This is a genomic window from Azospira sp. APE16 (assembly GCF_047901315.1).
GTDB lineage: Bacteria > Pseudomonadota > Gammaproteobacteria > Burkholderiales > Rhodocyclaceae > Azospira > Azospira oryzae.
The window spans coordinates 3,742,600-3,765,465 of record NZ_CP179682.1 but is presented as its reverse complement, the minus strand read 5'-3'; the positions used below and the strand labels follow the sequence as shown (position 1 = coordinate 3,765,465).

24 protein-coding genes and 1 pseudogene are annotated in these 22,866 nt (G+C 67.6%); 12 read left to right on the top strand and 13 right to left on the bottom strand.

Annotation, left to right across the window (positions count from 1 at the left end; all coding sequences use genetic code 11):
* Positions 1-63 precede the first annotated feature (63 nt).
* The 4 genes from ACLSSQ_RS17885 to ACLSSQ_RS17870 are packed head-to-tail and all read right to left on the bottom strand — an operon-like array spanning position 64 to position 2,790.
* Entirely contained in the window at positions 64-639 is a 576-nt protein-coding gene (locus tag ACLSSQ_RS17885; RefSeq protein WP_416243407.1) for a ubiquinone biosynthesis accessory factor UbiJ, read from the bottom strand.
* Between the two features lie 5 nt (positions 640-644).
* A complete protein-coding gene (locus tag ACLSSQ_RS17880; RefSeq protein WP_416243406.1) occupies positions 645-1,556 on the bottom strand; it encodes a Tim44 domain-containing protein in 912 nt (303 codons plus the stop codon).
* Positions 1,557-1,589: 33 nt separating this feature from the next.
* Positions 1,590-2,324: a bifunctional demethylmenaquinone methyltransferase/2-methoxy-6-polyprenyl-1,4-benzoquinol methylase UbiE gene (gene ubiE / locus ACLSSQ_RS17875; RefSeq protein WP_014235968.1), complete on the bottom strand. Its 735-nt coding sequence runs from the start codon at positions 2,322-2,324 to the stop codon at positions 1,590-1,592.
* 40 nt (positions 2,325-2,364) lie between these two features.
* On the bottom strand, positions 2,365-2,790 hold the full coding sequence (locus tag ACLSSQ_RS17870; protein ID WP_152090198.1) for a gamma-butyrobetaine hydroxylase-like domain-containing protein: 426 nt from the start codon (positions 2,788-2,790) through the stop codon (positions 2,365-2,367).
* Between the two features lie 154 nt (positions 2,791-2,944).
* Here ACLSSQ_RS17870 and phoB point away from each other — a divergent pair, with 154 nt between their 5' ends.
* Both phoB and phoR read left to right on the top strand, forming a co-directional pair.
* Positions 2,945-3,637, top strand: coding sequence for a phosphate regulon transcriptional regulator PhoB (gene phoB, locus ACLSSQ_RS17865; RefSeq protein ID WP_014235970.1), 693 nt, complete (start codon positions 2,945-2,947; stop codon positions 3,635-3,637).
* Between the two features lie 40 nt (positions 3,638-3,677).
* Positions 3,678-4,979: a phosphate regulon sensor histidine kinase PhoR gene (phoR, locus tag ACLSSQ_RS17860; protein WP_416243405.1), complete on the top strand. Its 1,302-nt coding sequence runs from the start codon at positions 3,678-3,680 to the stop codon at positions 4,977-4,979.
* Between the two features lie 16 nt (positions 4,980-4,995).
* Here phoR and ACLSSQ_RS17855 read toward each other — a convergent pair whose 3' ends face one another.
* Both ACLSSQ_RS17855 and ACLSSQ_RS17850 read right to left on the bottom strand, forming a co-directional pair.
* Positions 4,996-6,609: a hypothetical protein gene (locus ACLSSQ_RS17855; protein WP_416243404.1), complete on the bottom strand. Its 1,614-nt coding sequence runs from the start codon at positions 6,607-6,609 to the stop codon at positions 4,996-4,998.
* 269 nt (positions 6,610-6,878) lie between these two features.
* Positions 6,879-8,474 (bottom strand): hypothetical protein, encoded by a 1,596-nt coding sequence (locus ACLSSQ_RS17850; protein WP_416243403.1) that lies wholly within the window; start codon positions 8,472-8,474, stop codon positions 6,879-6,881.
* 176 nt (positions 8,475-8,650) lie between these two features.
* Between ACLSSQ_RS17850 and ACLSSQ_RS17845 the strand changes: the two genes are divergently transcribed.
* Complete coding sequence (locus tag ACLSSQ_RS17845) at positions 8,651-10,027, top strand: deoxyguanosinetriphosphate triphosphohydrolase (RefSeq protein ID WP_014235974.1); 1,377 nt, start codon at positions 8,651-8,653, stop codon at positions 10,025-10,027.
* Here the strand turns inward: ACLSSQ_RS17845 and ACLSSQ_RS17840 are convergent.
* From ACLSSQ_RS17840 to ACLSSQ_RS17820, 5 genes are all read right to left on the bottom strand, one after another.
* Positions 10,020-10,355 (bottom strand): hypothetical protein, encoded by a 336-nt coding sequence (locus ACLSSQ_RS17840; RefSeq protein WP_152090201.1) that lies wholly within the window; start codon positions 10,353-10,355, stop codon positions 10,020-10,022. The genes ACLSSQ_RS17845 and ACLSSQ_RS17840 overlap by 8 nt on opposite strands.
* Positions 10,356-10,358: 3 nt before the next feature.
* Positions 10,359-10,667 (bottom strand): YqjK-like family protein, encoded by a 309-nt coding sequence (locus ACLSSQ_RS17835; RefSeq protein WP_416243402.1) that lies wholly within the window; start codon positions 10,665-10,667, stop codon positions 10,359-10,361.
* Positions 10,664-11,071: a phage holin family protein gene (locus ACLSSQ_RS17830; RefSeq protein WP_014235977.1), complete on the bottom strand. Its 408-nt coding sequence runs from the start codon at positions 11,069-11,071 to the stop codon at positions 10,664-10,666. The genes ACLSSQ_RS17835 and ACLSSQ_RS17830 overlap by 4 nt, the downstream gene beginning before the upstream one ends.
* A gap of 111 nt (positions 11,072-11,182) precedes the next feature.
* Positions 11,183-11,503, bottom strand: coding sequence for a DUF883 family protein (locus tag ACLSSQ_RS17825; RefSeq protein WP_014235978.1), 321 nt, complete (start codon positions 11,501-11,503; stop codon positions 11,183-11,185).
* Between the two features lie 137 nt (positions 11,504-11,640).
* A complete protein-coding gene (locus ACLSSQ_RS17820; protein WP_130459594.1) occupies positions 11,641-12,426 on the bottom strand; it encodes an exodeoxyribonuclease III in 786 nt (261 codons plus the stop codon).
* Between the two features lie 55 nt (positions 12,427-12,481).
* Between ACLSSQ_RS17820 and pyrE the strand changes: the two genes are divergently transcribed.
* Genes pyrE through ACLSSQ_RS17800 form a run of 4 tightly spaced genes read left to right on the top strand, consistent with a single transcriptional unit; the run spans position 12,482 to position 14,849 of the window.
* A complete protein-coding gene (gene pyrE / locus ACLSSQ_RS17815; protein ID WP_416243401.1) occupies positions 12,482-13,126 on the top strand; it encodes an orotate phosphoribosyltransferase in 645 nt (214 codons plus the stop codon).
* Positions 13,107-13,823: a hypothetical protein gene (locus tag ACLSSQ_RS17810; protein WP_014235981.1), complete on the top strand. Its 717-nt coding sequence runs from the start codon at positions 13,107-13,109 to the stop codon at positions 13,821-13,823. Before pyrE ends, ACLSSQ_RS17810 begins: the two co-directional genes overlap by 20 nt.
* A complete protein-coding gene (locus ACLSSQ_RS17805) occupies positions 13,807-14,550 on the top strand; it encodes an AzlC family ABC transporter permease (protein ID WP_152090203.1) in 744 nt (247 codons plus the stop codon). Before ACLSSQ_RS17810 ends, ACLSSQ_RS17805 begins: the two co-directional genes overlap by 17 nt.
* Entirely contained in the window at positions 14,547-14,849 is a 303-nt protein-coding gene (locus tag ACLSSQ_RS17800; protein WP_416243400.1) for an AzlD domain-containing protein, read from the top strand. The genes ACLSSQ_RS17805 and ACLSSQ_RS17800 overlap by 4 nt, the downstream gene beginning before the upstream one ends.
* Positions 14,850-14,853: 4 nt before the next feature.
* On the opposite strand, the gene ccoG is transcribed toward ACLSSQ_RS17800, so the two are convergent.
* On the bottom strand, positions 14,854-16,233 hold the full coding sequence (ccoG, locus tag ACLSSQ_RS17795) for a cytochrome c oxidase accessory protein CcoG (protein WP_416243399.1): 1,380 nt from the start codon (positions 16,231-16,233) through the stop codon (positions 14,854-14,856).
* Between the two features lie 322 nt (positions 16,234-16,555).
* On the opposite strand from ccoG, the gene ACLSSQ_RS17790 reads away from it, so the two are divergent.
* The 5 genes and pseudogenes from ACLSSQ_RS17790 to nosZ all read left to right on the top strand — a co-directional run bounded on the left by ACLSSQ_RS17790 (position 16,556) and on the right by nosZ (position 21,204).
* Entirely contained in the window at positions 16,556-17,191 is a 636-nt protein-coding gene (locus ACLSSQ_RS17790; RefSeq protein WP_014235985.1) for a cytochrome c oxidase subunit 3 family protein, read from the top strand.
* Positions 17,192-17,205: 14 nt separating this feature from the next.
* Entirely contained in the window at positions 17,206-17,514 is a 309-nt protein-coding gene (locus ACLSSQ_RS17785; protein WP_014235986.1) for a hypothetical protein, read from the top strand.
* A 369-nt stretch (positions 17,515-17,883) separates the two neighbouring features.
* A pseudogene (locus ACLSSQ_RS17780) lies at positions 17,884-17,988 on the top strand (helix-turn-helix domain-containing protein); the annotation flags it as partial.
* 21 nt (positions 17,989-18,009) lie between these two features.
* Positions 18,010-18,717, top strand: coding sequence for a Crp/Fnr family transcriptional regulator (locus ACLSSQ_RS17775; RefSeq protein ID WP_416243398.1), 708 nt, complete (start codon positions 18,010-18,012; stop codon positions 18,715-18,717).
* Positions 18,718-18,906: 189 nt separating this feature from the next.
* Entirely contained in the window at positions 18,907-21,204 is a 2,298-nt protein-coding gene (nosZ, locus tag ACLSSQ_RS17770; RefSeq protein ID WP_287874594.1) for a Sec-dependent nitrous-oxide reductase, read from the top strand.
* A 213-nt stretch (positions 21,205-21,417) separates the two neighbouring features.
* Here nosZ and ACLSSQ_RS17765 read toward each other — a convergent pair whose 3' ends face one another.
* The gene (locus ACLSSQ_RS17765; RefSeq protein WP_043798743.1) at positions 21,418-22,836 is read right to left on the bottom strand and encodes a PLP-dependent aminotransferase family protein; all 1,419 of its coding nucleotides are present in this window, start codon (positions 22,834-22,836) and stop codon (positions 21,418-21,420) included.
* Between the last annotated feature and the right edge of the window lie 30 nt (positions 22,837-22,866).

Below are 22,866 nucleotides of genomic sequence, written 5' to 3'. Positions count from 1 at the left end.
AAAAAAGGCAGCCTCCGGGCTGCCTTTTCTTTTGTGTGTTCGGGAAGTTCTGGCTGGATTGAGTCAGCCCTGCAGACGCTCCAGGCGGGCGGCCAAGGCATCGGCTTCCGCCGCGGCGGCGGAAACGGCCTGCTGATGGCCCTGCCATTCGCGGCGCCGGATGGGGCCGCCGGCGCCCTGCTCGTGTCTGAAATATTCGGCAAAGTTGGCGTTCAGGCGGCTCCAGGCCTCCTTTTGCCAATTGAAGAGGCTGGCACCCAGGCCCGCCAGGCGCCGGGCCGGAATGTCGCCAAGAAGGCGCGCCAGGTCTTCTTCCGCATCCCAGCGCAGGTTGCGGAAGACGAAGCCCAGGGCTTCGGCGAAATCGGCCGTGCCTTCCAGACGGGCGGCTGCCAAGGCTTCCTGGGGGTGGCCGAAGAAGCGAAGTGGGGCGTGTTCCGGCAGGCTGATGAGGACGTCGGGAGCGGCCAGGGGGCCGCCGTGCAGGGTGCCGTCCTCGGCCACGGTCAGGTCCAGGCTGAACCAGGGCGGCAGGGAAATCCTGGCACCGCGGCCGGCGAAGGGCCGCAGGCGCTGGCGCGCCCACGGCTCCCGGCCCAGCAGGTGATTGAGCCCGGCGAGGAAGGGGCGGTCCAGCATGGGGTTCAGGACAGTTGCTGAATGCCGGCGACCATCCAGCCCCGGCTGCCGTCGGTGGGCTTGACCAGGTGCCAGACTTCGTCGAAGGGCGCCGGTGCCGCGTCCTTCTCTTCCCGCAGCAGGCCGTTGAAACGGACGCTGGCGATGTGGCGGCCGGTCTCGGTGACGACCTCCAGCAGGCTGGCGTTGAGCTGCACCACATCGGTCTGCTGGGCCTTGCCGCCTCGCTCGCTCAGTTGCAGCTGCACTTCGGCGAACATCTCGGGGGCCAGGAACTCCCGCATGTCGTCCAGGTTGCCCTGGTCGTTGGCGGCCTGGAGGCGGACGAAGTTGAGCTTGGCCACCCGCAGGAAACCTTCGCTGTCGAAATCGGCAGGAATGTTGGCTGCGGCGGCCGGCGCAGCCTCAGCGGCCGGGACGGCAGCGTTGCCGCCACCCACGGGCGTCACTTCCGGCATGGGAGCCATGGAGGGACCGCCGACCCCGGCATACTGCAGGGGTTCGGAGCGCGGCGCCGCTGCAGCCGGGCGGCGGAAAATGAGGCGGAAAACGAACACGGCAGCCATGGCCAGCAGGGCGATCATGAGGAAGTTGGCCATGCCTTCGCCGAAGCCGAAGTGGGAAGCCAGGGCGGCCAGGCCGATACCGGCGGCCAGGCCGGCGATGGGACCGAGCCAGCTGCGCTTGGGCGCAGCCTGGGGCGCCGGCGCACCGGCGGTGGCAGGCTGGGCCTGCTGGGCCGGAGCGGCGTTCTGCTTGGGGGCCGTGGTGCCGCTGGGGGCGGTGTTGTGCTGGGGCGTGACGCTGCGCTGCATGCCGCTGCTGCGGCCGCCGCCGAGGCGGGCGGCATCGGCATCGGGGGCGACCAGGGCCAGGCCCAGAACCAGGGTGCACAGGGCGATCAAGGGCTTCTTCACTGATGTCTCTCCTCGTTGTTGGTATGGGTACGCTTAGTACTTGTAACCGCGGTGCAGGGCGACCACGCCCATGGTCAGGTTGAAGTATTCGACCTTTTCCAGGCCCACCTGTTCCATGATGCCCTTGAGGGTTTCCTGGTCCGGATGCACGCGGATGGATTCGGACAGGTAGCGATAGCTGTCCGGGTCCTTGACGATCAGCTGGCCCAGGCGGGGGATGACCTGGAAGGAGTAGAAGTCGTAGAAGGGCGCCAGGGGCTTCCACACCTGGGAGAACTCCAGTACCAGCAGGCGGCCGCCCGGCTTCAGGACCCGGCGCATCTCGGCCAGGGCCTTGTCCTTGTGGGTCATGTTGCGCAGGCCGAAGGCCACGGTGACCACGTCGAAATAGTCGTCGGGGAAGGGCAGCTTCTCCGCATCGCACTGGGCCACGGGGACGACGAAGCCCTTGTCGCAGAGGCGGTCCCGGCCCCGGGTCAGCATGGCGTTGTTGATATCGGTGAGCCACACCTGGCCGCTCTTGCCGGCCTTCTTGGCAAAGGCCAGGGACAGGTCGCCGGTACCGCCGGCCACGTCTAGCACCCGGCTGCCTTCGCGCACGCCGCTCTGGGCGATGGTGAAGGCCTTCCACAGGCGGTGCAGGCCGCCGGACATGAGGTCGTTCATCAGGTCGTAGCGCTGGGCCACGGAAGAGAAGACGTCGGCCACCTTCTGGGCCTTTTCGGCCTCGTCGACCTGTTGATAGCCGAAATGAGTTTTGTCGCCCATGATGGGAATCCGTTTAGCTAAGCGTTGAAATGGGGAAAGGTCAGTGCTTGCCGCAACCGCCCTGGGGGCGGGGCGGCGGCGGGGGCAGGTCGGCCGGGTCCCGGGAGAGGCCGGCGGCGGCGAGCTTTGCCAGGTACTCCTGCCACAGGGCGTCCCGGTTGAGGCCTAGTTCGTAGAGGTAGTCCCAGGAGTAGAGGCCGCTGTCGTGGCCGTCGGAAAAGACCAGCTTGATGGCGTAGTTGCCGACCGGCTCCACGCGCTCGATCTCCACCGCCTGCTTGCCGGCCTGCAGCCGTTCCTGGCCGGGGCCGTGGCCCCGCACCTCGGCGGAGGGGGAGAGCACCCGCAGGAACTCGTAGGCGAGTTCAAAGCGCTGTCCGTCGGCGAAGCTGATTTCCAGCAGTCGGGATTTCTGGTGCAGCTTGATTTCGGTGGGAATGGGAGTTTCCCGATTGAGCCCGGCCATGGCCGCAAATCCTGCAAAAAAGACGCGCTATCATAGCGCAGATGGGGCCTGGCCGGGACGTCGGGCCCGTGCCGGACGATCCGTTCCGGCTGTCATCAATTTGTCACCTGGCTGCAATAGACTTTTCTGCAAAGCTTAACGGACAACCAACCCAATGCCAGCCAACATCCTTGTCGTCGAAGACGAACCCTCGATCCAGGAACTGATCGCCGCCAATCTGCAGCATGCCGGGCACCAGGTGCTGCGGGCCTACGATGCCGAAGAGGCGGAGCGCAAGGTGCGCGAGGTGCTGCCCGACGTGGTCCTGCTGGACTGGATGCTGCCCGGCATGTCCGGCGTGCAGTTCGCCCGCAAGCTGCGGGCCGACGAGCGGACCAAGGACGTGCCCATCATCATGCTCACCGCCAGGGGCGAGGAGCACGACAAGATCGCCGGCCTCGAGGCCGGGGCCGACGACTACGTCACCAAGCCTTTCTCCCCCCGGGAACTGCAGGCCCGCATCAAGGCGGTGCTGCGCCGGCGGGCGCCCCAGATGACCGAGGACCCGGTGGATATCGAAGGCCTGCGCCTGGATCCCATCACCCACCGGGTGCTGGGCAACGGCAGCCCGGTGGACCTGGGGCCGACGGAATTCCGCCTGCTGCACTTCTTCATGACCCACCCGGAGCGGGTCCACAGCCGGGCCCAGCTGCTGGACCAGGTGTGGGGCGATCATGTGTTCGTCGAGGAGCGCACCGTGGATGTGCACATCCGCCGCCTGCGCTCGGCCCTGGAGCCCACCGGCCACGAACGCCTGATCCAGACCGTGCGCGGCAGCGGATACCGTTTCTCCACCCAGGCCGGTTAAACTGCCGCCCTGACCACTTCTTCCTGATCGGTCTGTCCTCATGGTCAAAGCCGTCTGGCTGCGCGCCTTCTTCTTCCTCTTCCTGCTTTGTGCCGTCACCGGTCCCGTCTGGATCTTCGTCGGCCGCCAGCAGGCCTGGGAAACCTTCTGCGGCGGCCTGCTGCTCTACCTGCTGTACCACCTGTGGTTCCTTGCCAAGCTCATGCGCTGGCTGCGCGGGCCCCTGGACGCCCGGGTACCCGCCGGCTGGGGTATCTGGGAAGTGGCCTTCGCCGGCCTGCACCGCCGGGTGCGCATCCGCCTGGAGCAGCAGCACTCCCTGGCCCGGGCCCTGGAGCGCTTCCGCCTGGCCGGCGAGGCCCTGCCCGACGGAGTGGTGGTCTTCAACCGGCACCGCCAGATCGACGGCCTCAATGCCCAGGCCGCCGCCCACTTCAATCTCAACCCGGCCACCGACCGGGGCCAGCCGGTCACCAACCTGATCCGCCAGCCGGAGATGGTGAGCTACCTCAGCGCCGGCCAGTTCGACGAACCCCTGCTGCTGCAGAACGACCTGCACAAGGGCCAGACCTTGCAGATCCAGGTGATCCCCTATGGCGACGACCAGAACCTGCTCATCAGCCGGGACATCAGCCAGCTGGAGCGCCTGGAAAACATGCGCCGGGATTTCGTCGCCAACGTCTCCCACGAACTGAAGACGCCCCTGACCGTGGTCAGCGGCTTCGTCGAGATGCTGGTGGATGATTTCGACGCCTATCCCCGGGAAGACGCCCTGCACTACCTGCGGCTGGTGCAGGAGCAGTCGGGACGCATGCAGCACCTGATCGACGACCTGCTGACCCTCTCCGCCCTGGAGACCGGCAGCCTGACCCCCCTGGACGAACGGGTGGAAGTGCCGGCCCTGCTGGCCTCCATCCAGCAGGAAGCCCAGGCCCTATCCGCCGGACGGCACCAGATCAGTCTGGTGTGCGAAGGCCCTCCGGTGCTGCTGGGCTGTGCCAACGAACTGCGCAGCGCCTTCGGCAACCTGGCGTCCAACGCCGTGCGCTACACGCCGGATGGCGGCAGGGTGGAACTGATCTGGCAGCGCACCGCCGACGGCGCCGCCTTCACCGTGGCCGACAGCGGCATCGGCATCGCGCCCCAGCACATTCCCCGGCTCACCGAGCGCTTCTACCGGGTGGACCGCAGCCGCTCCCGGGAGACCGGCGGCACCGGCCTCGGCCTGGCCATCGTCAAGCACGTGCTGACACGGCACCAGGGCCGTCTCGAAGTGGAGAGCGAGGCCGGCAAGGGCAGCCGCTTCTCCGCCTGCTTCCCGGCCCTGCGCATTCCCGACTGAGGCGCCGGCAACCGCCCTAGCCGCAGACGCTGAAGCTGACCCGCTCGAAATCGGCGCCGCCTTGCAGCAGCTCTTCCAGCTGCACCAGCCAGGTGCCGTCGCTGTGGATTTCCACCTGGCGCCGGGCTCCGTACCAGCCCAGGGGCAGGATCAGGGAAGCCCCTTGTTCCAGGCTTGGCACCGGCGGCAGCAGGAAGGCCCGCACATAGGGCTCCGAGGGCGAATGGTCGGCGCCGTGGTGGCGTACCGCCACCGCCTGGGGCAGTCCCGCCAGCAGGCTGATGCCGGCTACCAGTCCGCCGGCCTCGGCGCCGTCCCGCTCCTGCATGACCCAATTGGCCTGGCCGAGCATGAACTGCTCCGCCTCCTCCCCGGCCACCCCCACCAACTGCCCCTGCTGTAGCCGCTGGCCGGCGCCGTCCCGGCGCAGGCGGTAGCCGGCGGCCGACTCGTTGGCCACGCTCCAGGTATCGGCGGCGAAAGCCAGGCGGGCCGAGGCGACCGCCAGGGGCTGGCTCGGGTCCACCTGGTGGCGGAAGATGAAGAGGCTGTCGAACTCCTGGCGGGAATAGACCCGCACATTGTCGGGCTGCACGAACTCCCGGCCGGCGACGAAGTAGTGCAGGGCTTCCCAGCCGACGCAAAGACGCAGCCGGCCCTTGCCCGGATGGCGCCGGAAGCGGCGCAGGGCGGGGGTCTGGGACCAGGGGCGAAAAAGCAGGGCAAGCAGGTGGACGCACTGGCTGGCGCTGCAGCCTTCGCCCAGGCCGGCGTCCACCGGTGAGAGCCGGGCCTTGAGGCCCTGGTGGGCCTGGCGCAGGCGCAGGGTCAGGCGCGAAGTGTCGAGGCGGCGCAGGGTCGGTGCGTCCGCCGTCGCGTCATGGGGTTGGAGGCCGCCGTCCCGTAGCAGATCAACGACGAAGCGGGGCGCGCCATCGCCCGCTGCCAGGGCGTCGATTCCCACCAGGGGCGCCCATAGCCGGGCCCAGCGCCAGGCCAGTTCCAGCTGGCGCAGGGAAAGGCTGTAGGGGCCGGCCAGTTCCAGCAGCAGGGCGGCGTTGTAGATGGCCGCGCAATGGCCCTGGCCGTGTTCCGGCATCTCGGGATCGGCCACCGGCAGGGTGGCCACGCCCCATTCCTCGGCGCTGCCGAAATAGCCGTGGAGCTCGAGCCACAGGCACGCTTCCAGTTCGCGCCGGGCCCGATAGTGCTCGACCATGGCCAGGGCGGTGTAGTGCAGGCAGCGGTGCAGGATCAGGGCCAGCCGCTCCGGCGTGTCCTGGCCTGGCTCCAGCCCCTGGGCGACCCGGGCGTAGGCCTGGGCCATGCGCCGCCAGGCGGCCGTGACCGCGGCGAAGGTCGTTTCTTCCTGGTCCGCCAGGGGCAGGGGGCGGTTGAGGTAGCGTCTGGCCAGCTCCTCCTGGGCGAAGGCGAGGGGCGTGCGGGCCTGCTCCAGGAGCTGCAGGGCGGCCAGGGGCGCCGGCGGGGCAGTCAGCAGGCTGTGCTGGAAGCGGACCAGGCCGTCATGCAGGAGGGGCGGGTCTGCCAGGGGCAGCCGCGCCAGGAAGGCCGCCCCGCTTGGCAGATCGGGGAAGGCCAGGGCGACGCCGGCAGCGTTTGGGTTGCCCATGGCCTAGCCCTCCCGCCCGGACCGGCCGACGGTGCCGGCTGGGTGGCTCGTGAGACCCGGGGAGCGGGCGCTGCCGGCGGCGTTGTGGCAGTAGGGGACGGGACCCGGAGGTCGCAGCGTGGCCCGGCGGGGACATGCGGGGGCGGTGCGTGGTGCACTGGTGGGGGCTGGCATGGCGGCGCTCTTCCTGGCGATGGTCCCGGGTCCGGCAACGGCCCGGGAATGGCTTGATTCTTGGGCCCCGGCGGGGCGCCGCCCAAGGAACTAAGTCACGCCGCCTCGTTGCTGCCGCAGCTCACCAGGTCGAAGTCGTGGCCGCTGAAGACCACCTTGTCCAGACGGTAGCGGCGGGACTGGCCCTGCTCCAGCTCCACCGGGCGGTTCTTCAGGTACCAGCCCCGGGGCAGCACCAGGTCGGGCAGGGCGCCCGGATCGGCACCGACGGGCTGGATGATGAAGCCGCCGACGCTGGCCTGGAGCGGCAGGTTGGCGCCCAGGGCCGTCACCGCCACCCCCAGGGCCAGGCCCGGCAGGCGCTTGGCCTTGGCCACGACGCCGCCGCTGCCGGTCTGCATCAGGCTGCTGAGGCGGGTCAGCACCAGCTGCCCGTCCTCCCCGGCAATGGCCGCCAGCTGGCCCACTGCGACCCGGGCGCCGCCTTCGGGGCGGTACAGGCGGAAGGCGTGGGCGCTCTGCTCCAGCAGGGTCCAGGTTTCGCCGCTGTAGCGCTGGCTGGCTTCTTCCCTGACGCTGCTGGCGTCGTCCCGGGCGGTGCCGAACACGGCCAGCCGCTCCGCGTCCTGGCGGGAATACTGGTAGGCGGCGGCCGCCGCCTTGGGCCGGTGCATCTCGCGGCCGGTGAGGCGGTAGTGGATGGCCTCGTAGCCGAGCACCACCTCCGCCGTGCCGATGGGTTGGCGCAGGTCGAAGGCCCGGGCGATGGCTTCCTGGGACCAGGGGTACTTGAGGTGGGCCAGCAGGCGCTGGGCGTCGCCGGGGCTGACCTCGTCGCCCAGCTGCAGGTCCGCCGGCGATACCGCCTCGGCCAGGCGCCGCCGCAGCTTGCGCATATGGCTGGCCAGGTCGGCGGTGACGAGTCGGCGCACCTGGGGGCCGAGGATGGCGGAGGGCAGGGGCTTGGCCACCGGCCGGTCGCTTTCCAGGTCGATGACGAAGGGGGCCGGCTCGCCGGCGTCGATGCAGGCGATCTGCACCAGCTGGGCCAGGGCCCGGGACCAGCGCCACACCACCGGAATGTCGCGGGAGCGCAGGGAATAGGGCTTGGAGAGGTCGAACAGCAGCACCGCCGCATAGCTGCGGGCGCAACTGAGACTGCGCCCCTTGGGGTCCTGGAACACCAGGTCGGCCACCTGGCGCCGTTCGCTCTCGGCGTAGATGGCGTGGAAGGACTGCCACAGGCCGTCGGGAATCTGGAAGCGGGCCTCCAGGTGTTCGGCCAGGGCCATGCCGCGGCAGAACAAGGCCCGTTCCAGGACCGCTGCCGTGTCGGCGTCGCTGCCGGCCGGGGGCTCGGCGGCCAGCCAGGCGTCGGCGGCGTCCTGCCACAGCTGCACGGTGCGCTGGAACAGGGCCAGTTCCTGGCCCGCGTAGGGCAGGGGCCGGGACAGGTAGCGGCGGGTGGCTTCGTCCTGGACGAAGGCCAGGGCCTTTTCCGCCTGGGCCAGGACGGGAGCCTGCTCCAGGGGCGGCAGGGGATGCCGGGCCAGGGTGGTGAAGAAGCGGGTCAGGGCTTCATGGGTGCGCACCGGGTCGGCCATGGGCAGGCGGCCGAGGAAGGCGGCAGCATCGGCACCGCTGCGCAATTCCAGGGGCTGGGCGGCGGTGAGGGTAGCGGGTTTCATCATGACGCACCTCCGGAGGTGACGTAGCTTTTTTGTTCTTTAAGCTTAGATGAGAATTCAGCCGGAAACGGGGGCGAGGCCGGTCTTATGGGCAGCCATTGTGCCTGCCGGGCCCCGAAACGCCAAGGCGCCACCGTATAATCGGATTCCCTGCTTCCCATCCCCGGCTCACCCATTCCATGAATGACCGTCAACTGGCCAGCCTCTGGCAGCAACGTCTTTCCACCCGCCGCTTCAAGGTCAAGGCCGGCGAGATTATCGAGGCCCGGGCATCCACGGCGGCGGAAGGGGCGGCGGGGCTGCGCACCGAATATCACATCGACCACGACCGGGTGGTCTTCTCCACTGCCTTCCGGCGCCTGGGGCGCAAGACCCAGGTCCATCCCCTGGCCACCCACGACCACACCCACAACCGCCTCACCCACAGCGTCGAAGTGGCCTGCGTCGGCCGCAGCCTGGGCAACCGGGTGGGGGCCATGATGGCCGAGCAGGGCTATCTGCCGGAGGGCATCACCCCCTTCGACCTGGGCATGGTGGTGCAGGTGGCCTGCCTGGCCCACGACATCGGCAATCCCCCATTCGGCCACACCGGCGAGGATGCCCTGCGGGCCTGGTTCCGCGATGCCCGCAACGCTTCCTTCCTGACCGGCCTGTCCGAGGCCGAGCGCCTCGATGTGCAGACCTTCGAGGGCAACGCCCACGGCTTCCGCATGGTCTCCCGCCTGGAGATGTACGCCAACGAAGGCGGCATGCGCCTCACCGCCGCCGCCCTGGGGGCCATGATCAAGTATCCGTGGACCGTGGCCGCCAGCCCCAAGCCGGGCAAGTTCAATTTCTACCAGTCCGAACTGGCCTATTTCGAGGCCGTGGCCGAGGCCCTGGGACTGCCCCGGAGCGGCGACCGCTGGGGGCGCCATCCCCTGTCCTACCTGATGGAGGCGGCGGACGACGTTTGCTATGCCATCCTGGACCTGGAGGATGCGGTGGAAATGGGCATCCTGGAGGTGGAGGAGTTCGAGCGCCTGATCAATCCCCTGGCCGCCGCCGAGAGCGGCCGGGTGTGGGAGAGCCCCGGCGCCCGCCAGCGTTGCGCCATGCTGCGCGGCGTCGCCGTGGGGCGTTGCGTCAATGCCATCAGCGAAGCCTTCATCAAGAACCTGCGCTCCCTCACCGACGGCACCTTCAGCGAAAGCACCGGCGCCAAGGACCTGCTGGCGGCCTGTCCGGAGGATGTGGACCGGGTCCTCTCCGAGGCCAAGGACCTGGCCCGGCGCCGGGTCTACCGCCACAAGAGCAAGGTCATGACCGAACTGGCGGCCTATCCCTGCCTGGCTTCCATCCTGGATGTGCTGGTGCCGGCGGTGCATGCCCAGGTGACGGGCAGCGGCGAGGTGGACAACCGGCAGAAGACGGCCCTCTCCCTGCTGGAGGTGCCGGTGCGGCGCGAGGCCGGGCTTTACGCCGCCTACATGGAAGTGCTGGATTACGTCGGCGCCATGACCGACAACGCGGCGGCGACCCTGGCCCGGGAAATTTCCGGCGTGGGGATTATCTGAGGGCGTTGCGGCGCAGCCGGCGGCGGTCCAGCCACCAGGCGTAGAAGGGCAGGATCAGGGCCGAGCCCGGCAGCAGCAGGAACAGCAGGTAGGGCGAGAGGCGGGAGAGGCGCCGCAGGTGGCGCAGCAGTTCGGCCTTTTCCTCGGTGGTCCAGTGGCCGCCATTGCGGGTCTTCATCAGCAGGGGCATCAGTCCCCGCATCTGCAGCACTTCCGTGATGACCTGGCGCGACTGCCGCTTCTGGGCGGCGAGAATCTGCCGCAGCAGCGTTTCTTCAGGGACAGGGTCGGCGGCGGCGGTGGCCGCCGTGTTCTCGGGCGGGGCCATGGCTCAGCCCCGGCTGCGTTGGCTGAGGTCGTTCAGGCGCTGCCGCAGGGCAACGTAGGTCTTCCAGCCGAAATAGCCGCGCCGCAGCCAGCGGAAGACCCGCCTCGGCCGCAGGATGAAGCTGAAGGCCAGGCCGGCGCCCACGGTTCCCGGATGTTCCCTGAGCCAGCGCAGTCCCTGGGCCCCCGTGTCGGCGGCTCCCAGGGTGGTGGCCAGGGGCCAGCTGTCCCGGGCCAGGGCTTCGCGCTGGGCCTGGATCTTGGCGGAGAGGCGGCCCCGTTTGTGGGCCAGCTCGAGCAGGCGCTCGTTCATGGCCGGGGCTGTTCCCCGTCGGCCTCGGCCTGGGCTGCGCGCAGGGCTTCCAGATCGGCCTGCAGCTCGCTGATGCTGCTGGCGAAGAGGCCGGAGCGGCGGCGGGAGAGGCGCAGGGCCGTGGCGGTGAGGGCCAGGCCGCCACCGATGAAAATCAGGGAGAAAACGGCAAAGATGACGATGCGGCTTTCCCAGAAGGCGGCAGCCACCAGGGCCACCAGCAGCACCATGCCGATGCACAGGAAGACCAGGGCGGCGACGCTGAACACCAGCAGCTGGGTGAGACGGATCTTTTCCTCTTCCAGTTCGGCACCGAGCAGTTCCAGGCGCGTCTTGCCCGTCGCCACCAGGGTGGCGAGCAGACGTTTCAGGGAAGCAAAGAAGCCCGCGCTTTGATCGGCCATGGGTTTACCGGAGTGGAAGTGGAACGGGATGGAACGGAAAAACAAACCCGGAAGGCGCGCCACGCGTGCCGGAGCACGCGCCGTCCTTCCGGGAGGCGTTACGGCTGAGGCTTAGCGGCGGCCGATGATGACGCCGAGCAGCAGGCCCACGCCGGCGGCGATGCCGACGGCCTTCCAGGGGTTTTCATGGACGAAGTCGTCGGTGGCGCGGGCGGCAGCCTTGGTCTTGTCCACCAGGGCGGCTTCGGCGTCGGCCAGGCGGATCTTGGCGTCCCGCAGGCGGTCCTGGATTTTCTCGCGCAGTTCGGAAACCTTTTCGCCGGCGGAGCTGGCGGTGGCGCGCAGCAGTTCTTCGGCGTCGGCAACCACCACCTTCAGGTCGGTGACCAGCTTTTCCTTGGAGACGGCGGACAGATCGGTATTGGCATTCATGGCGATTCCTCTTCTCGGAGTATGTTGCGGAAATCTTGCAGCGGGGCTCACAGCAGGGCCGTCAGTGCGAGTTGACCAGAGTAACGGGAGTCCGCCCCAAAATCAACGCGCCCATGCAGGCGGCAAATGACAGGGGCCTAGGCGGGGGCGAAGTCGTAGTCCACGATCAGGGGAGCGTGGTCGGAGAAGCGCTGCTCCTTGTAGACAAAGGCCTCCCGGGCGGTGGCGGCGATGCCGGGGGTGGCAATATGGTAATCGATGCGCCAGCCCACGTTCTTGGCCCGGGCCTGGCCCCGGTTGGACCACCAGGTGTAGGCCTCGCCGGTGGCTTCCGGATGCAGGCGGCGGTACACGTCGACCCAGCCCTTGTGCTCGAACAGGTCGCCGATCCAGGCCCGCTCTTCGGGCAGGAAGCCGGAATTCTTCAGGTTGCCCTTCCAGTTCTTCAGGTCGATTTCCTGATGGGCGATGTTCCAGTCGCCGCACAGCACCACTTCCCGGCCTTCGGCCTGGAGCGCGGCGAGCACGGGCGCGAATTCGTCCATGAACTGGAACTTCGCTTCCTGCCGCTCCGGCGAGCTGGAGCCGGAGGGCACATACACGGAAATGACCGAGAGATTGCCGAAATCGGCCCGGATGTAGCGGCCTTCGGCGTCGAAGCCGGCATGGCCGATGCCTTCGCTGACCCGGTCCGGCTGCTGCCGGCACCACAGGCCGACGCCGCTATAACCCTTCTTCTCGGCATAGTGGAAATAGCCGCTGAAGCCGGGCGGATTGGACATTTCCGGGGTCAGGTCCGGGGCCTGGGCCTTCAGTTCCTGCAGACAGACGATGTCGGCGTCCTGGGCGGCCAGCCATTCGGCCAGGCCCTTGTTGAAGGCGGAGCGGATGCCGTTGAGATTGAGGGAGATGATGCGTAACATTGCCTTGTTGCGCCGCGCCAGGCGGCGATCGGAATAATTAGGAAACAGGATCGTTATGGATTTTCGTCAGGAGTTCATCGAGTTCGCCGTGGCCCGCCAGGTGCTGCGTTTCGGCGAGTTCAAGACCAAGGCCGGGCGGCTTTCGCCCTATTTCTTCAACTCCGGCCTGTTCAACGACGGGGACTCTCTCCTGCGGCTGTCCCAATTCTACGCGAAAGCCATCGCCGCCCCCGGCCTTGAGTTCGACCTGCTCTTCGGCCCGGCCTACAAGGGCATTCCCCTGGTGGCCGCGGTGGCCGTGGCCCTCGCCGGCCAGGGCCGCAATCTGCCCTATTCCTTCAACCGCAAGGAAGCCAAGGACCACGGCGAAGGCGGCACCATCGTCGGCGCCCCCCTGCAGGGTCGGGTGCTGATCGTGGACGACGTGATTTCCGCCGGCACTTCCGTGCGCGAATCGGTGGAACTGATCCGTGCCGCTGGGGCCACCCCGGCGGGCGTCGTCATCGCCCTGGACCGCATGGAGCGGGGCACCGGCGAACTTTCCGCAGTGCAGGAAGTGGAGCGGGACTACGGCATTCCGGTGGTGGCCGTGGCCACGCTGGAAGATCTGATGACCTTCCTGGCCAGCCATGGTGAGCTGGCCGCGCATCAGGCGGCGGTCGCCGCCTACAGGAGCCAATATGGGGTATCCCGCGTCTAAGCTGCTTTCCCTGGTCCTGGCCGGGGGCGTGGCGCTGCCGGCTTGGGCGGCCCCCCCCAGGTCCGGCGAAGACCCGAATCGCCTGGTCAAGCTTTATTGCTGCGAGGTGGACGGCCAGAAGACCTGCGGCGACACCCTGCCGCCCCAGTGCCAGAAGCGCGCCTACAAGGAACTCAATTCCCTGGGCGTGGCCCGGGAAGTGGGGCCTCCCCTGACGCCGGAACAGCAGGCGCAGAAGGTCAGGGACGAGCAGCGGCGCAAGGAGGAAGAGGCCGCCCAGAAGGAACAGGCGCGCAAGGATACGGCCCTGCTCAACACCTATAGCAGCGAGAAGGACATCGACCTGATCCGGAGCCGCAATGAGCAGGAAATGCAGGGCCAGATCAAGCAGTCCGAAAACAAGGTGGCCGATGCCCAGAAACACCTGAAGCGGCTGCAGGACGAAATGGAGTTCTACAAACACCGCCCGGCGCCCTCCGAACTGGGCAAGAACATCCGGGATGCGGAATACGACCTGCGTCTGCAAAAGGAGCTGCTCGAGCGCAAGAATCAGGAGTTGCAGCAGATCCGCAGCAAGTACGACCAGGACAAGCGCCGCTACATCGAACTGACCCGGGCCCGGGCTGCCAATCCTGCCGGCCTGCATCCCGCCCTGGTACACCCCGCACCGCCACCGGCTGTTGAACGCCCCCGCTGAGACTTCCGGCCCGACTGGGGCCGGGCTGACGCCCCGGGGGGCTTTCCTCCTGGGATTGCGGGCCCTGCTGCCCCTGCTGGTGGGGGTGGCGCCCTTTGGCGTCATTTATGGCGTGGTGGCGCTGCAGTCGGGCATCCCGCCCCTGGCGGCGGTGCTCATGTCTTCCGTGGTCTTCGCCGGTTCGGCCCAGTTTCTCCTGGCCCAGCTGATCGGCGTGGGCGCTCCCCTTCTGCTCATGGTCGGCGCCGCCGCGGTGCTCAACCTGCGCCATGCCCTGTACAGCGCCTCGGTGGCGCCCCTGCTGGGACATCTGCCCTGGCGCTGGAAGCTGGCCCTGGCCTATCTGCTGACCGACGAGGCCTACGCCGCCGCCATTCCCTACCTGCTCGACCCGGCCCACAAGGCGGTGCGCCACTGGCTGCTGCTGGGCAGCGGCCTGGCCCTGTGGAGCAGCTGGCAGCTGGCCACCCTGGCCGGGGTGCTGCTGGGACGGGGGCTGCCGGCGGATCTGCCCCTGGACTTCGCCCTGCCCCTGACCTTCATCGCCATCGTGGTGCCCCTCATCGACAGCCGCAGCCGGCTGGCGGCAGCCCTGGTGGCGGCGGCCGTGGCCGTGGTTGCCGCGGCGCTGCCCTACAAGCTGGGCCTGTTCTGCGCCGCCCTGGCCGGTCTGGCGGCCGGCGTCCTGCTCCTGCCCCGGCGGGGCATAGGGGAGCCGCGGCCATGAACGGCGAACTGTGGCTGTTGTTCGGGGCGGCGGGGCTGCTGACCTTCCTCATCCGCCTCTCCTTCATTGCCGCCGAGGGGCGTTACCGGGCGCCCGCCTGGTTCGTGGCCGCCCTGCCGTTCGTGCCCATCGCCGCCCTTAGCGCCCTGGTGGCGCCGGAACTGTTCCTGGCGGCCGGGGAATTGCGCCTGGGGCCCCGCTTCTGGGCCGGCCTGGTGGCCATCGCGGTGGCGGCCTGGCGGCGCAATACCCTGTTCACCATCGGCAGCGGCTTCCTGGCCCTGTGGCTGTTCTCCTGAGCCCTCAGGGCAGGACGAAGGTGCTGCGTTCCTCCCGCCGGGTACGCAGATCGTCCACGGCGACAATGTGGAAGCGGATGGGCTGGATGCCTTGCCGCTCCGCCGGCCCCGGGACGGCCACGGTGACATGGACCGGGGCCGTGGCGCCGGCGGGGGCGGCGAAGCGCTGTGCTCCCTGGATCCGGATGCCCGGCAGGCCTTCTGCCCGCACTTCGAATTCCCGCTCCCGCTCCGCCAGGTTCATCAGCTTCAGGGTGTAGGCGTTCTCGAAGTCGCCCTCCGCCGTTTCCCGCACCAGGGAGCCCCGGTCCCGCAGCACGTCCACCAGCAGCAGGGAGCGCTCGGACAGGGTCCAGGCACCGAGCAGGGTGAAGCAGCCCAGCACCGTGGCGTAGACCGCCAGGCGGGGCCGCTTCCAGTGGCGGGAACTCTGCCGGTCGCTGGCCAGTTCGGTTTCCGAGGCGAAGCGGATCAGGCCCCGGGGGCTGCCCACCTTGTCCATGACCGTATCGCAGGCGTCGATGCACAGGCCGCAGTTGATGCACTGGTATTGCAGACCGTCCCGGATGTCGATGCCGGTAGGACAGACCTGGACGCAGATGCCGCAGTCGATGCAGTCGCCCTGGCCGCTCTGCCGCCTGGCGCCGCGGGGTTCGCCCCGGGCCGCGTCATAGGCCACGTTGCGGGTTTCCGGATCGAACATGACACCCTGGAAGCGGGAATAGGGGCACATGTGCTGGCACACCATCTCCCGGGTGAAGCCGGCCTGCACATAGGTGAACAGGGTGTAGAAGATCAGCCAGAAGGCTTCCCAGGGGCCCAGGGTGAAGGCGGCCAGGTGGGGCAGCAGCTGCCGGATGGGGGTGAAGTAGCCGACGAAGGTGATGCCGGTCCACAGGGCGATGGCCAGCCACAGGCCGTGCTTGGCGCCCTTGCGCAGCAGCTTGTCAGCGTCCAGGGGCCGCTCGGCCAGCTTCAGGCGGGCCAGGTGGTCCCCTTCCACCTTGGCCTCCACCCACATGAAGATGCTGGTGTACACCGTCTGGGGACAGGCGAAGCCGCAGAAGAGGCGGCCGGCCACGGCGGTGACGAGGAACAGGCCGGTGGCCGAGAGGATCAGCACCAGGGCCAGCAGCAGGGCATCCTGGGGCCACAGCACCAGGCCGAAGAGGTACAGCTTCTCGTGCACGATGTCGAACAGCAGGGCCTGGCGGCCATCCCACTCCAGCCAGCAGGCGCCGTAGAAGACGATCTGGGTGGCCCACACCATGAGCCAGCGCAGGCTGTTGAAGCGGCCGCTGACGGCCCGGGGATGGATCTGGCGCTTGTTGCGGTACAGGGCGATGCGGGCGCTCTGTACCTTGTTGACGGTCTTGTGGCTCATGCTCGGTCTTTCGCTGGCAATGGGAATAGGGGGATTTCCGTTGCTGCGAGTAGAACACCGGCCAGGATTTGGACACAGATTCAGTAAGTCGTGTTTTCGATAGGAACAGATTGCCGGCCGACCTTCATCCAGGGCACTCCCAGACCTGCACATGGCCTTGATTCCCATCAAATTATTGCCCCGATCCGAAGTGCCAGACTGGGAGTCCCGGCTGTTCCCATGGAAAAGCTCACCGGCTGTACCCGCTGCCGGGCGGCGGGACGGGGAACAATGGGGCCCATGTCCGGACAGTCCGGACCGTGGGGTCATGAGGAGAAGCAGGATGGAGGCGGTCATCAAGCCGGAAATCGACATCGGCGGCCTGGGGCAGTCCGGGCCGGGGCATAGCCTCGCCCAGGGCAGGGGCTGGATTCCCGGCAACAAGGGAATCTGGGTCGGCATCACCTGCGAATTCGTCGAATTCGCCCTGATGTTCGCCGTCTATTTCATCGCCCGGGCCCATTACCCCGAGGCCTTTGCCAACGGTTCGGAGCTGCTCAACAAGACGGCGGGCACCACCATCACCGTGCTCATGGTCACCAGCAGCTTCTTCGTCGCCTGCGCCGTGGCGGCCCTGCGCGCCGGCCGGCCCCGGCGGCAGGCGGTGCTGTGGCTGGTGGCGGCCCTGGTGGTGGCCCTCGGCTACCCGGTGGTGAAGGTCTACGAGATCACCGGCAACCTGGCCCAGGGCATCGACGGCAGCGCCGGCATTTTCTACACGGTCTATTACTACCTGACCTTCAACCATCTGGTGCACGCCTCCTGGGGCATCCTGGGCATGCTCTGGGTGCTGGTGCGGCTGGTCCTGGGCGGCTATTCCCGGGAGGACCACAGCGGTCTGGAGGCCCTGGCCAGTTACTGGCACGCCACGGACATCATCTGGCTGATCCTCTATCCCCTGTTCTACGTCCTGGCCTGAAGGAGACCGACGCCATGCATCCGTCCTCCCCGTCTTCCCTGCTGCCGCCCGGCGCGCCGGTTCTGCCCTGGCTGGCCCTGGTGGTCCTGACCTTCCTCAGCCTGTTCCTGGGGGAATGGTTCCACGGGGCGGCCTGGCTGCCCCTGCTGGTGGCCGCCATCCTGTGGGGCAAGGGCACCCTGGTGGCCCGCCACTTCATCGAATCCCACCGGGCCCACCCCTTCATCGCCTGGCTGTTGCGGGCCTTCATCCTGCTGACACCCCTGCTGCTGTTGCTCACCGCCTTTTTCGGCCGGCCGGTGGCCCGCTTCTTCTCCCTGTAATCGCGTACTCCCACCAGCCCCGGTCCGCCTGTCGCAGGCGCCGGGGCTTTTTGTCGTCCGGGGCAACTGTTCCTAGCGAATTAGCGAAGTTCTGACGCTGTTATTGCCGGCAGGGGAATGGTCTACTCGGCTCCCATACAGTTCTTGGAGCCGGTGATGAAAGTCGTTGCCCTGTTGGTTCAGCCCAGCGGTGTGGAGTGGGATATGGCGGACATGGCGGAAATGGCAGCCCGCCTGCCGGGCCTGATTCCCCTGGAGTCCGTTGCCCCGGGGCAAGTCCCGGACGCCCTGTCCCTCAGCTGGACCCCATTGCCGGCCGCTGCTCCGGGGGCACCGGGCAAGAGCCTGAGAGAGCTGGAGCGGGAATTCCTGGAGCGGGTCCTGGCGGAATACAAGGGCAACAAGAGCGCGGCGGCCAAGTCCCTGAAGATGCACCGTCGCACCCTGCAGCGCAAACTGGCCCGCGGCTCCTAGTCGCGAATTGGAGGCGAGCCGATGCGCAACCTGCTGCCAGGTCTGATTGCCAATACGGAGCAGGGACTGGCCGACCGTCATGTCTGCCTGCGGCGCTACGGTCCCGGCCGCCTGGTGCTGGAAGGCTACGACCGGCCGGGCCTGTTCTACATCCAGCATGGCCGCATGGAGCTGCTGATCACCACGGCGGATGGCAACGAACGCTGCATGCGCATCCTTTCCGAATCCGACCTGTTCGGTCTGGAATGCCTCTATGCCGAGTTGCCTGACCCGGGCTACCAGGTGCGGGCCATCACCTATTCTTCCGTCGTTCACGTGGACCTGGAACTGCTGGACCGGTGGTTGGCCACCGTGCCCGAATTCCGGCACCGGCTGGCGGCCCGCATCGCTGCCGACATTGCCCGTCTGGAGCAGGAGCGGGAAAAGACCATGGCCTTTTCCGTGGCCGAACGGCTGGTCTGCTACCTGCGCTGCGGCGAAACCTGTGCCCATCTGTCGCCGGCGCCGCCGGAGCCGGCAGGGCCCTTGCCCATGGCCATCCTGGCGCGACGCATCGGCTGCAGCCCGGCCTATCTTTCCCGGGCCGTGCGCAAGCTGGCCCAGCAGGGCGTGGTGCAGCGGGTCAATCACCTGCCCCGCATTGACCGCATGGAAAACTTCTCGCCCTGTCCCTGCAGCGTCGTGCCGGAAGGCGGCGAGCTGCGCCATGCCCTGCGTCGCTCGGCCTGAAGTGCCCCGCGGCCGGCTACGGTTTTGATATCGGTGCCGATCTGTAGCTATCGGAAATCCGGTGTTCTGCCCCCGTTCCCCGGAGAGTCCCGGTGGTTTACTGACGCGGCAGTCATGGCAGCCCGTTTGCTGCCGTGGCGTCCGCCTCCGTCAGGGAGGCGGGTCCATATTTCAAAAGGGGAGCGTTCAATGAAACCTCAAAAACCCATTGCGGCCTTTCTCGCCGCAGCCCTGGGCATCGGCGCCCTGTGGGCCGGATCTGCCGCCGGGGCCGAGTCCTTGCAGGACGTGATGAAGCGCCGCAACCTGTCCCAGCAGGACCTGCTGGCGGCGGCCAAGACCTATGTGCCGACGGGCAAGCGCGACGAGTTCGTCGCCTTCTCCTCCGGCGGTCAGTCCGGCCAGGTGATCGTGTATGGCATTCCCTCCATGCGCATCCTCAAGTACATCGGCGTGTTCACCCCCGAGCCCTGGCAGGGCTACGGCTACGACGAGGAATCCAAGGCGGTGCTGGCCCAGGGCAGGATCGACGGTCGCGACATCACCTGGGGCGACACCCACCACCCGGCCATGTCCGAGACCCAGGGCAAGTACGACGGCCAGTTCCTCTTCATCAACGACAAGGCCAATCCGCGCCTGGCGGTGATCGACCTGCGGGACTTCGAGACCAAGCAGATCGTCGCCAATCCCATCTTCCGCTCCGAGCACGGCGGCGCCTTCGTCACCCCCAATACCGAGTACATCATCGAGGCGGCCCAGTACGCGGCGCCCCTGGACAACAAGAAGTTCGTACCCCTGGAAGAGTTCAACGAGAAGTACCGGGGCGGCGTTACCTACTGGAAGTTCGACCGCAAGGAAGGCCGCATCCAGACCAAGGATTCCTTCTCCGTCGAACTGCCGCCCTACAGCCAGGATTTGTCCGACGCCGGCAAGGGCCCCTCCGACGGCTGGTCCTTCACCAACTCTTTCTGTTCCGAGCGCTATGTGGGCGGCATCGAGAAGGGCCGTCCGCCCTATGAAGCCGGCTGTTCCGCCAAGGACACCGACTACATGCACGTGGTGAACTGGAAGAAGGCCGCCGAACTGGTGGCCAAGGGCATGGCCAAGAAGATCAACGGCCACAACGTGCTCTCCATCGAGACGGCGGTGAAGGAAGGCATCCTCTTCCTCATTCCCGAACCCAAGTCGCCCCACGGCGTCATGGTCTCGCCGGATGGAAAATTCATCACCGTCTCCGGCAAGCTGGACACCCACGTCATCGTCTATTCCTGGGAGAAGATCCAGGCCGCCATCAAGGCCGGCAACTTCGAGGCCAAGGACGCCTACGGCATCCCGGTGCTGGGCATGAAAGAGACCCTGCACAAGACCGTGCAGGTGGGCCTGGGCCCGTTGCATACCCAGTACGACTCCAAGTCCTGCGTCGCCTATACCTCCCTCTACGTGGACAGCCAGATCGCCAAGTGGGACTACTGCGAGGGCCGGGTGCTGGACAAGATCGCGGTGCATTACAACGTGGGCCACCTGATGACCATGGAAGGCGACTCCATGGACCCCAAGGGCCGCTACCTGGTGGCCATGAACAAGCTCTCCATCGACCGCTTCACCCCGGTGGGCCCGCTGCATCCGCAGAATCACCAGCTGATCGACATCAGCAACGACAAGATGCAGCTCCTGTACGACATGCCCATCCCCCTGGGCGAGCCCCACTACGTCGTCGCCATCGATGCCGCCAAGCTGAAGCCCGGCGTGCGCTACAAGGTGGGCACCAACAGCCGCACCGATGCGCCCAGTGCCGGTGCCGTGCGGGCCGGTGAAGAGAAGACGGTGAGAAAGGGCAACAAGATCGAGGTCTTCGGCACCCTGATCCGCTCCCACATCACCCCGGAAACCATCGAGGCCGAGGTGGGCGACGAAATCACCATCCACCTGACCAACTTGGAACGGGCCCAGGACGAGACCCACGGCTTCACCGTCTCCACCTACAACGTCCACGCTTCCGTCGAGCCGGGCAAGACCGTCACGGTGAAACTGAAGGCCGACAAGGAAGGCGTCTATCCCTACTACTGCACCGAGTTCTGCTCCGCGCTGCACCTGGAAATGCAGGGCTACCTCCTGGTCAAGCCGAAGGGCTGGAAGGCGACCAAGACCGCTGGTGCCGAGAAGGCGATCTACAGCGAAGACGACTACAAGAAGCAGCTGAAGAAGGTGGCCGATACCCAGGCCGTCATCGATCAGGTGGTCGGCTACATCACCTCCGTGAATTACAAGGACTTCCCGGATGTGGTGAACATGATGGACGACGCCGTCGATCAGCTGAACAAGATCAAGGACGCCAAGGCCAAGCATGAAGACGCCGCCAAGAAGAAGGACTGGAACCAGGCCACCCTGTGGGCCGAGCAAGTCTGGCAGTACCAGGTGAAGGCAGCCGACCTCGGCCTGCGCGCCAAGACCTATCTGGAACAGAACGGCGCCCGCAAAGGCAAGTAGGCGGCGCCCGCCAAAGAGCTACACGGCAGCAGCACTACGGGGAACGGCCTTCGGGTCGTTCCTCTTTTTTTTGAGGTGGGGGCGGCGGCGGCTGCCCGTGCCGTCGCGACGAACGTTTCGTCACGGACCCGGCAAGCGTCCTTTATGCGGATTCGGCGGGAGGGGGAAATCAGGAGGGGAAAAAGTGCGGCGGGGCGCCCCGCTTCTGTGCCCTTAGCGGGGCAGCAGGCTGTCGATGATCTGGCCGAGGACGGCGATGGCCTTTTCCGTTGCCGGCGTCCACGGGTGGCCGTAGTTGAGGCGCAGGCAGTGACCGTATTCCCGCTTGGCGGAGAAGATGGGGCCGGGGGCGATGCTGATGCCCTGGTCCAGGGCCAGCCGGTGCAGCGCCAGGGTGTCCACGCCCGGGGGCAACTCCACCCAGAGGAAGTAGCCGCCGCTGGGCCGGGCCAGCCGGGTGCCGGCGGGGAAATGCCGCTCCACGGCACCGACCATGGCGATCTCCTGCAGGGAGAAGGTGCGGCGCAGGCGGCGCAGGTGGTTGTCGTAGCCGCCGTGCTTGAGGTATTCGGCCAGGGCGATCTGCACCGGCACCGTGGTGGCCAGGCTGGTGGTCAGCTTGAGGCGCTGGATCTTCTGGGTGAAGCGTCCGCCGGCCACCCAGCCGATGCGGTAACCCGGCGCCAGGGACTTGGAGAAGGAGGAGACGTGCAGCACCAGGCCGTGCCGGTCCTCGGCCTTGGCGTGGGCCGGCGCCTGGTCGCCGAAGTACAGTTCGGCGTAGACGTCGTCCTCGATCAGGGGCACCTGGTAGCGGGCCAGCAGGGCCACCAGCTCGGCCTTGCGGGCGTCGCTGAGGCTGCCGGTGATGGGGTTGGAGAAGTTCAGCATGCACAGGCAGGCCTTGATCGGATGCTGCCGCAGGGCATCCTCCAGGGCTGCCAGGCTGATGCCTTCCCGGGGATGGGTGGGGATTTCGATGACCTTCAGGCCGAGGCGCTCGATGGCCTGGAGATTGGCGTAGAAGGTGGGGGATTCGATGGCCACCAGGTCCCCGGGCCGGGTCACGGCCTGCAGGCAGAGGTTGAGGCCTTCCATGGCGCCGGAGGTGACGACGATTTCCTGGGGCGAGACGTTGGCGCCCCGGGAAAGGTAGCGCAGGGCGATCTGGCGGCGCAGTTCCTCGTTACCCGGCGGCAGGTCGGTGACTGTGGCCCGCGGGTCCAGGTGGCGGGCGGCGGCGGCGAGGCAGCGGCCCAGCTTGTCCAGGGGGTACAGCTCCGGGCTGGCGAAGCTGGAACCGAAGGGCACCACCGCCGGATTCTTGACGCTTTCCAGAATCTCGAAAATGAAGTCGCTGACGTCGAGGGCGGTGGATTGGCCCTGGGGCCGGGTCATTTCCGGTTCGGGCAGGGCCTGGCCCAGGCGGGCCCGGACGAAGTAGCCGGACTTGGGCCGGGCCTCGATCAGCCCCCGGCCTTCGAGCAGGTAGTAGGCCTGCAACACCGTCACCGGACTGACGTCGTGGATGCGGCAGGCCTGGCGCACCGAGGGCAGCCGGTCGCCGGCCCGCAGCAGGCCGTCGCTGATCAGCTTTTCCGTTTGCAGGGCGAGGGTCTGGTAGCGGCTCATGGCGGCCATGGTAATGAAGCGCCCCCCGTT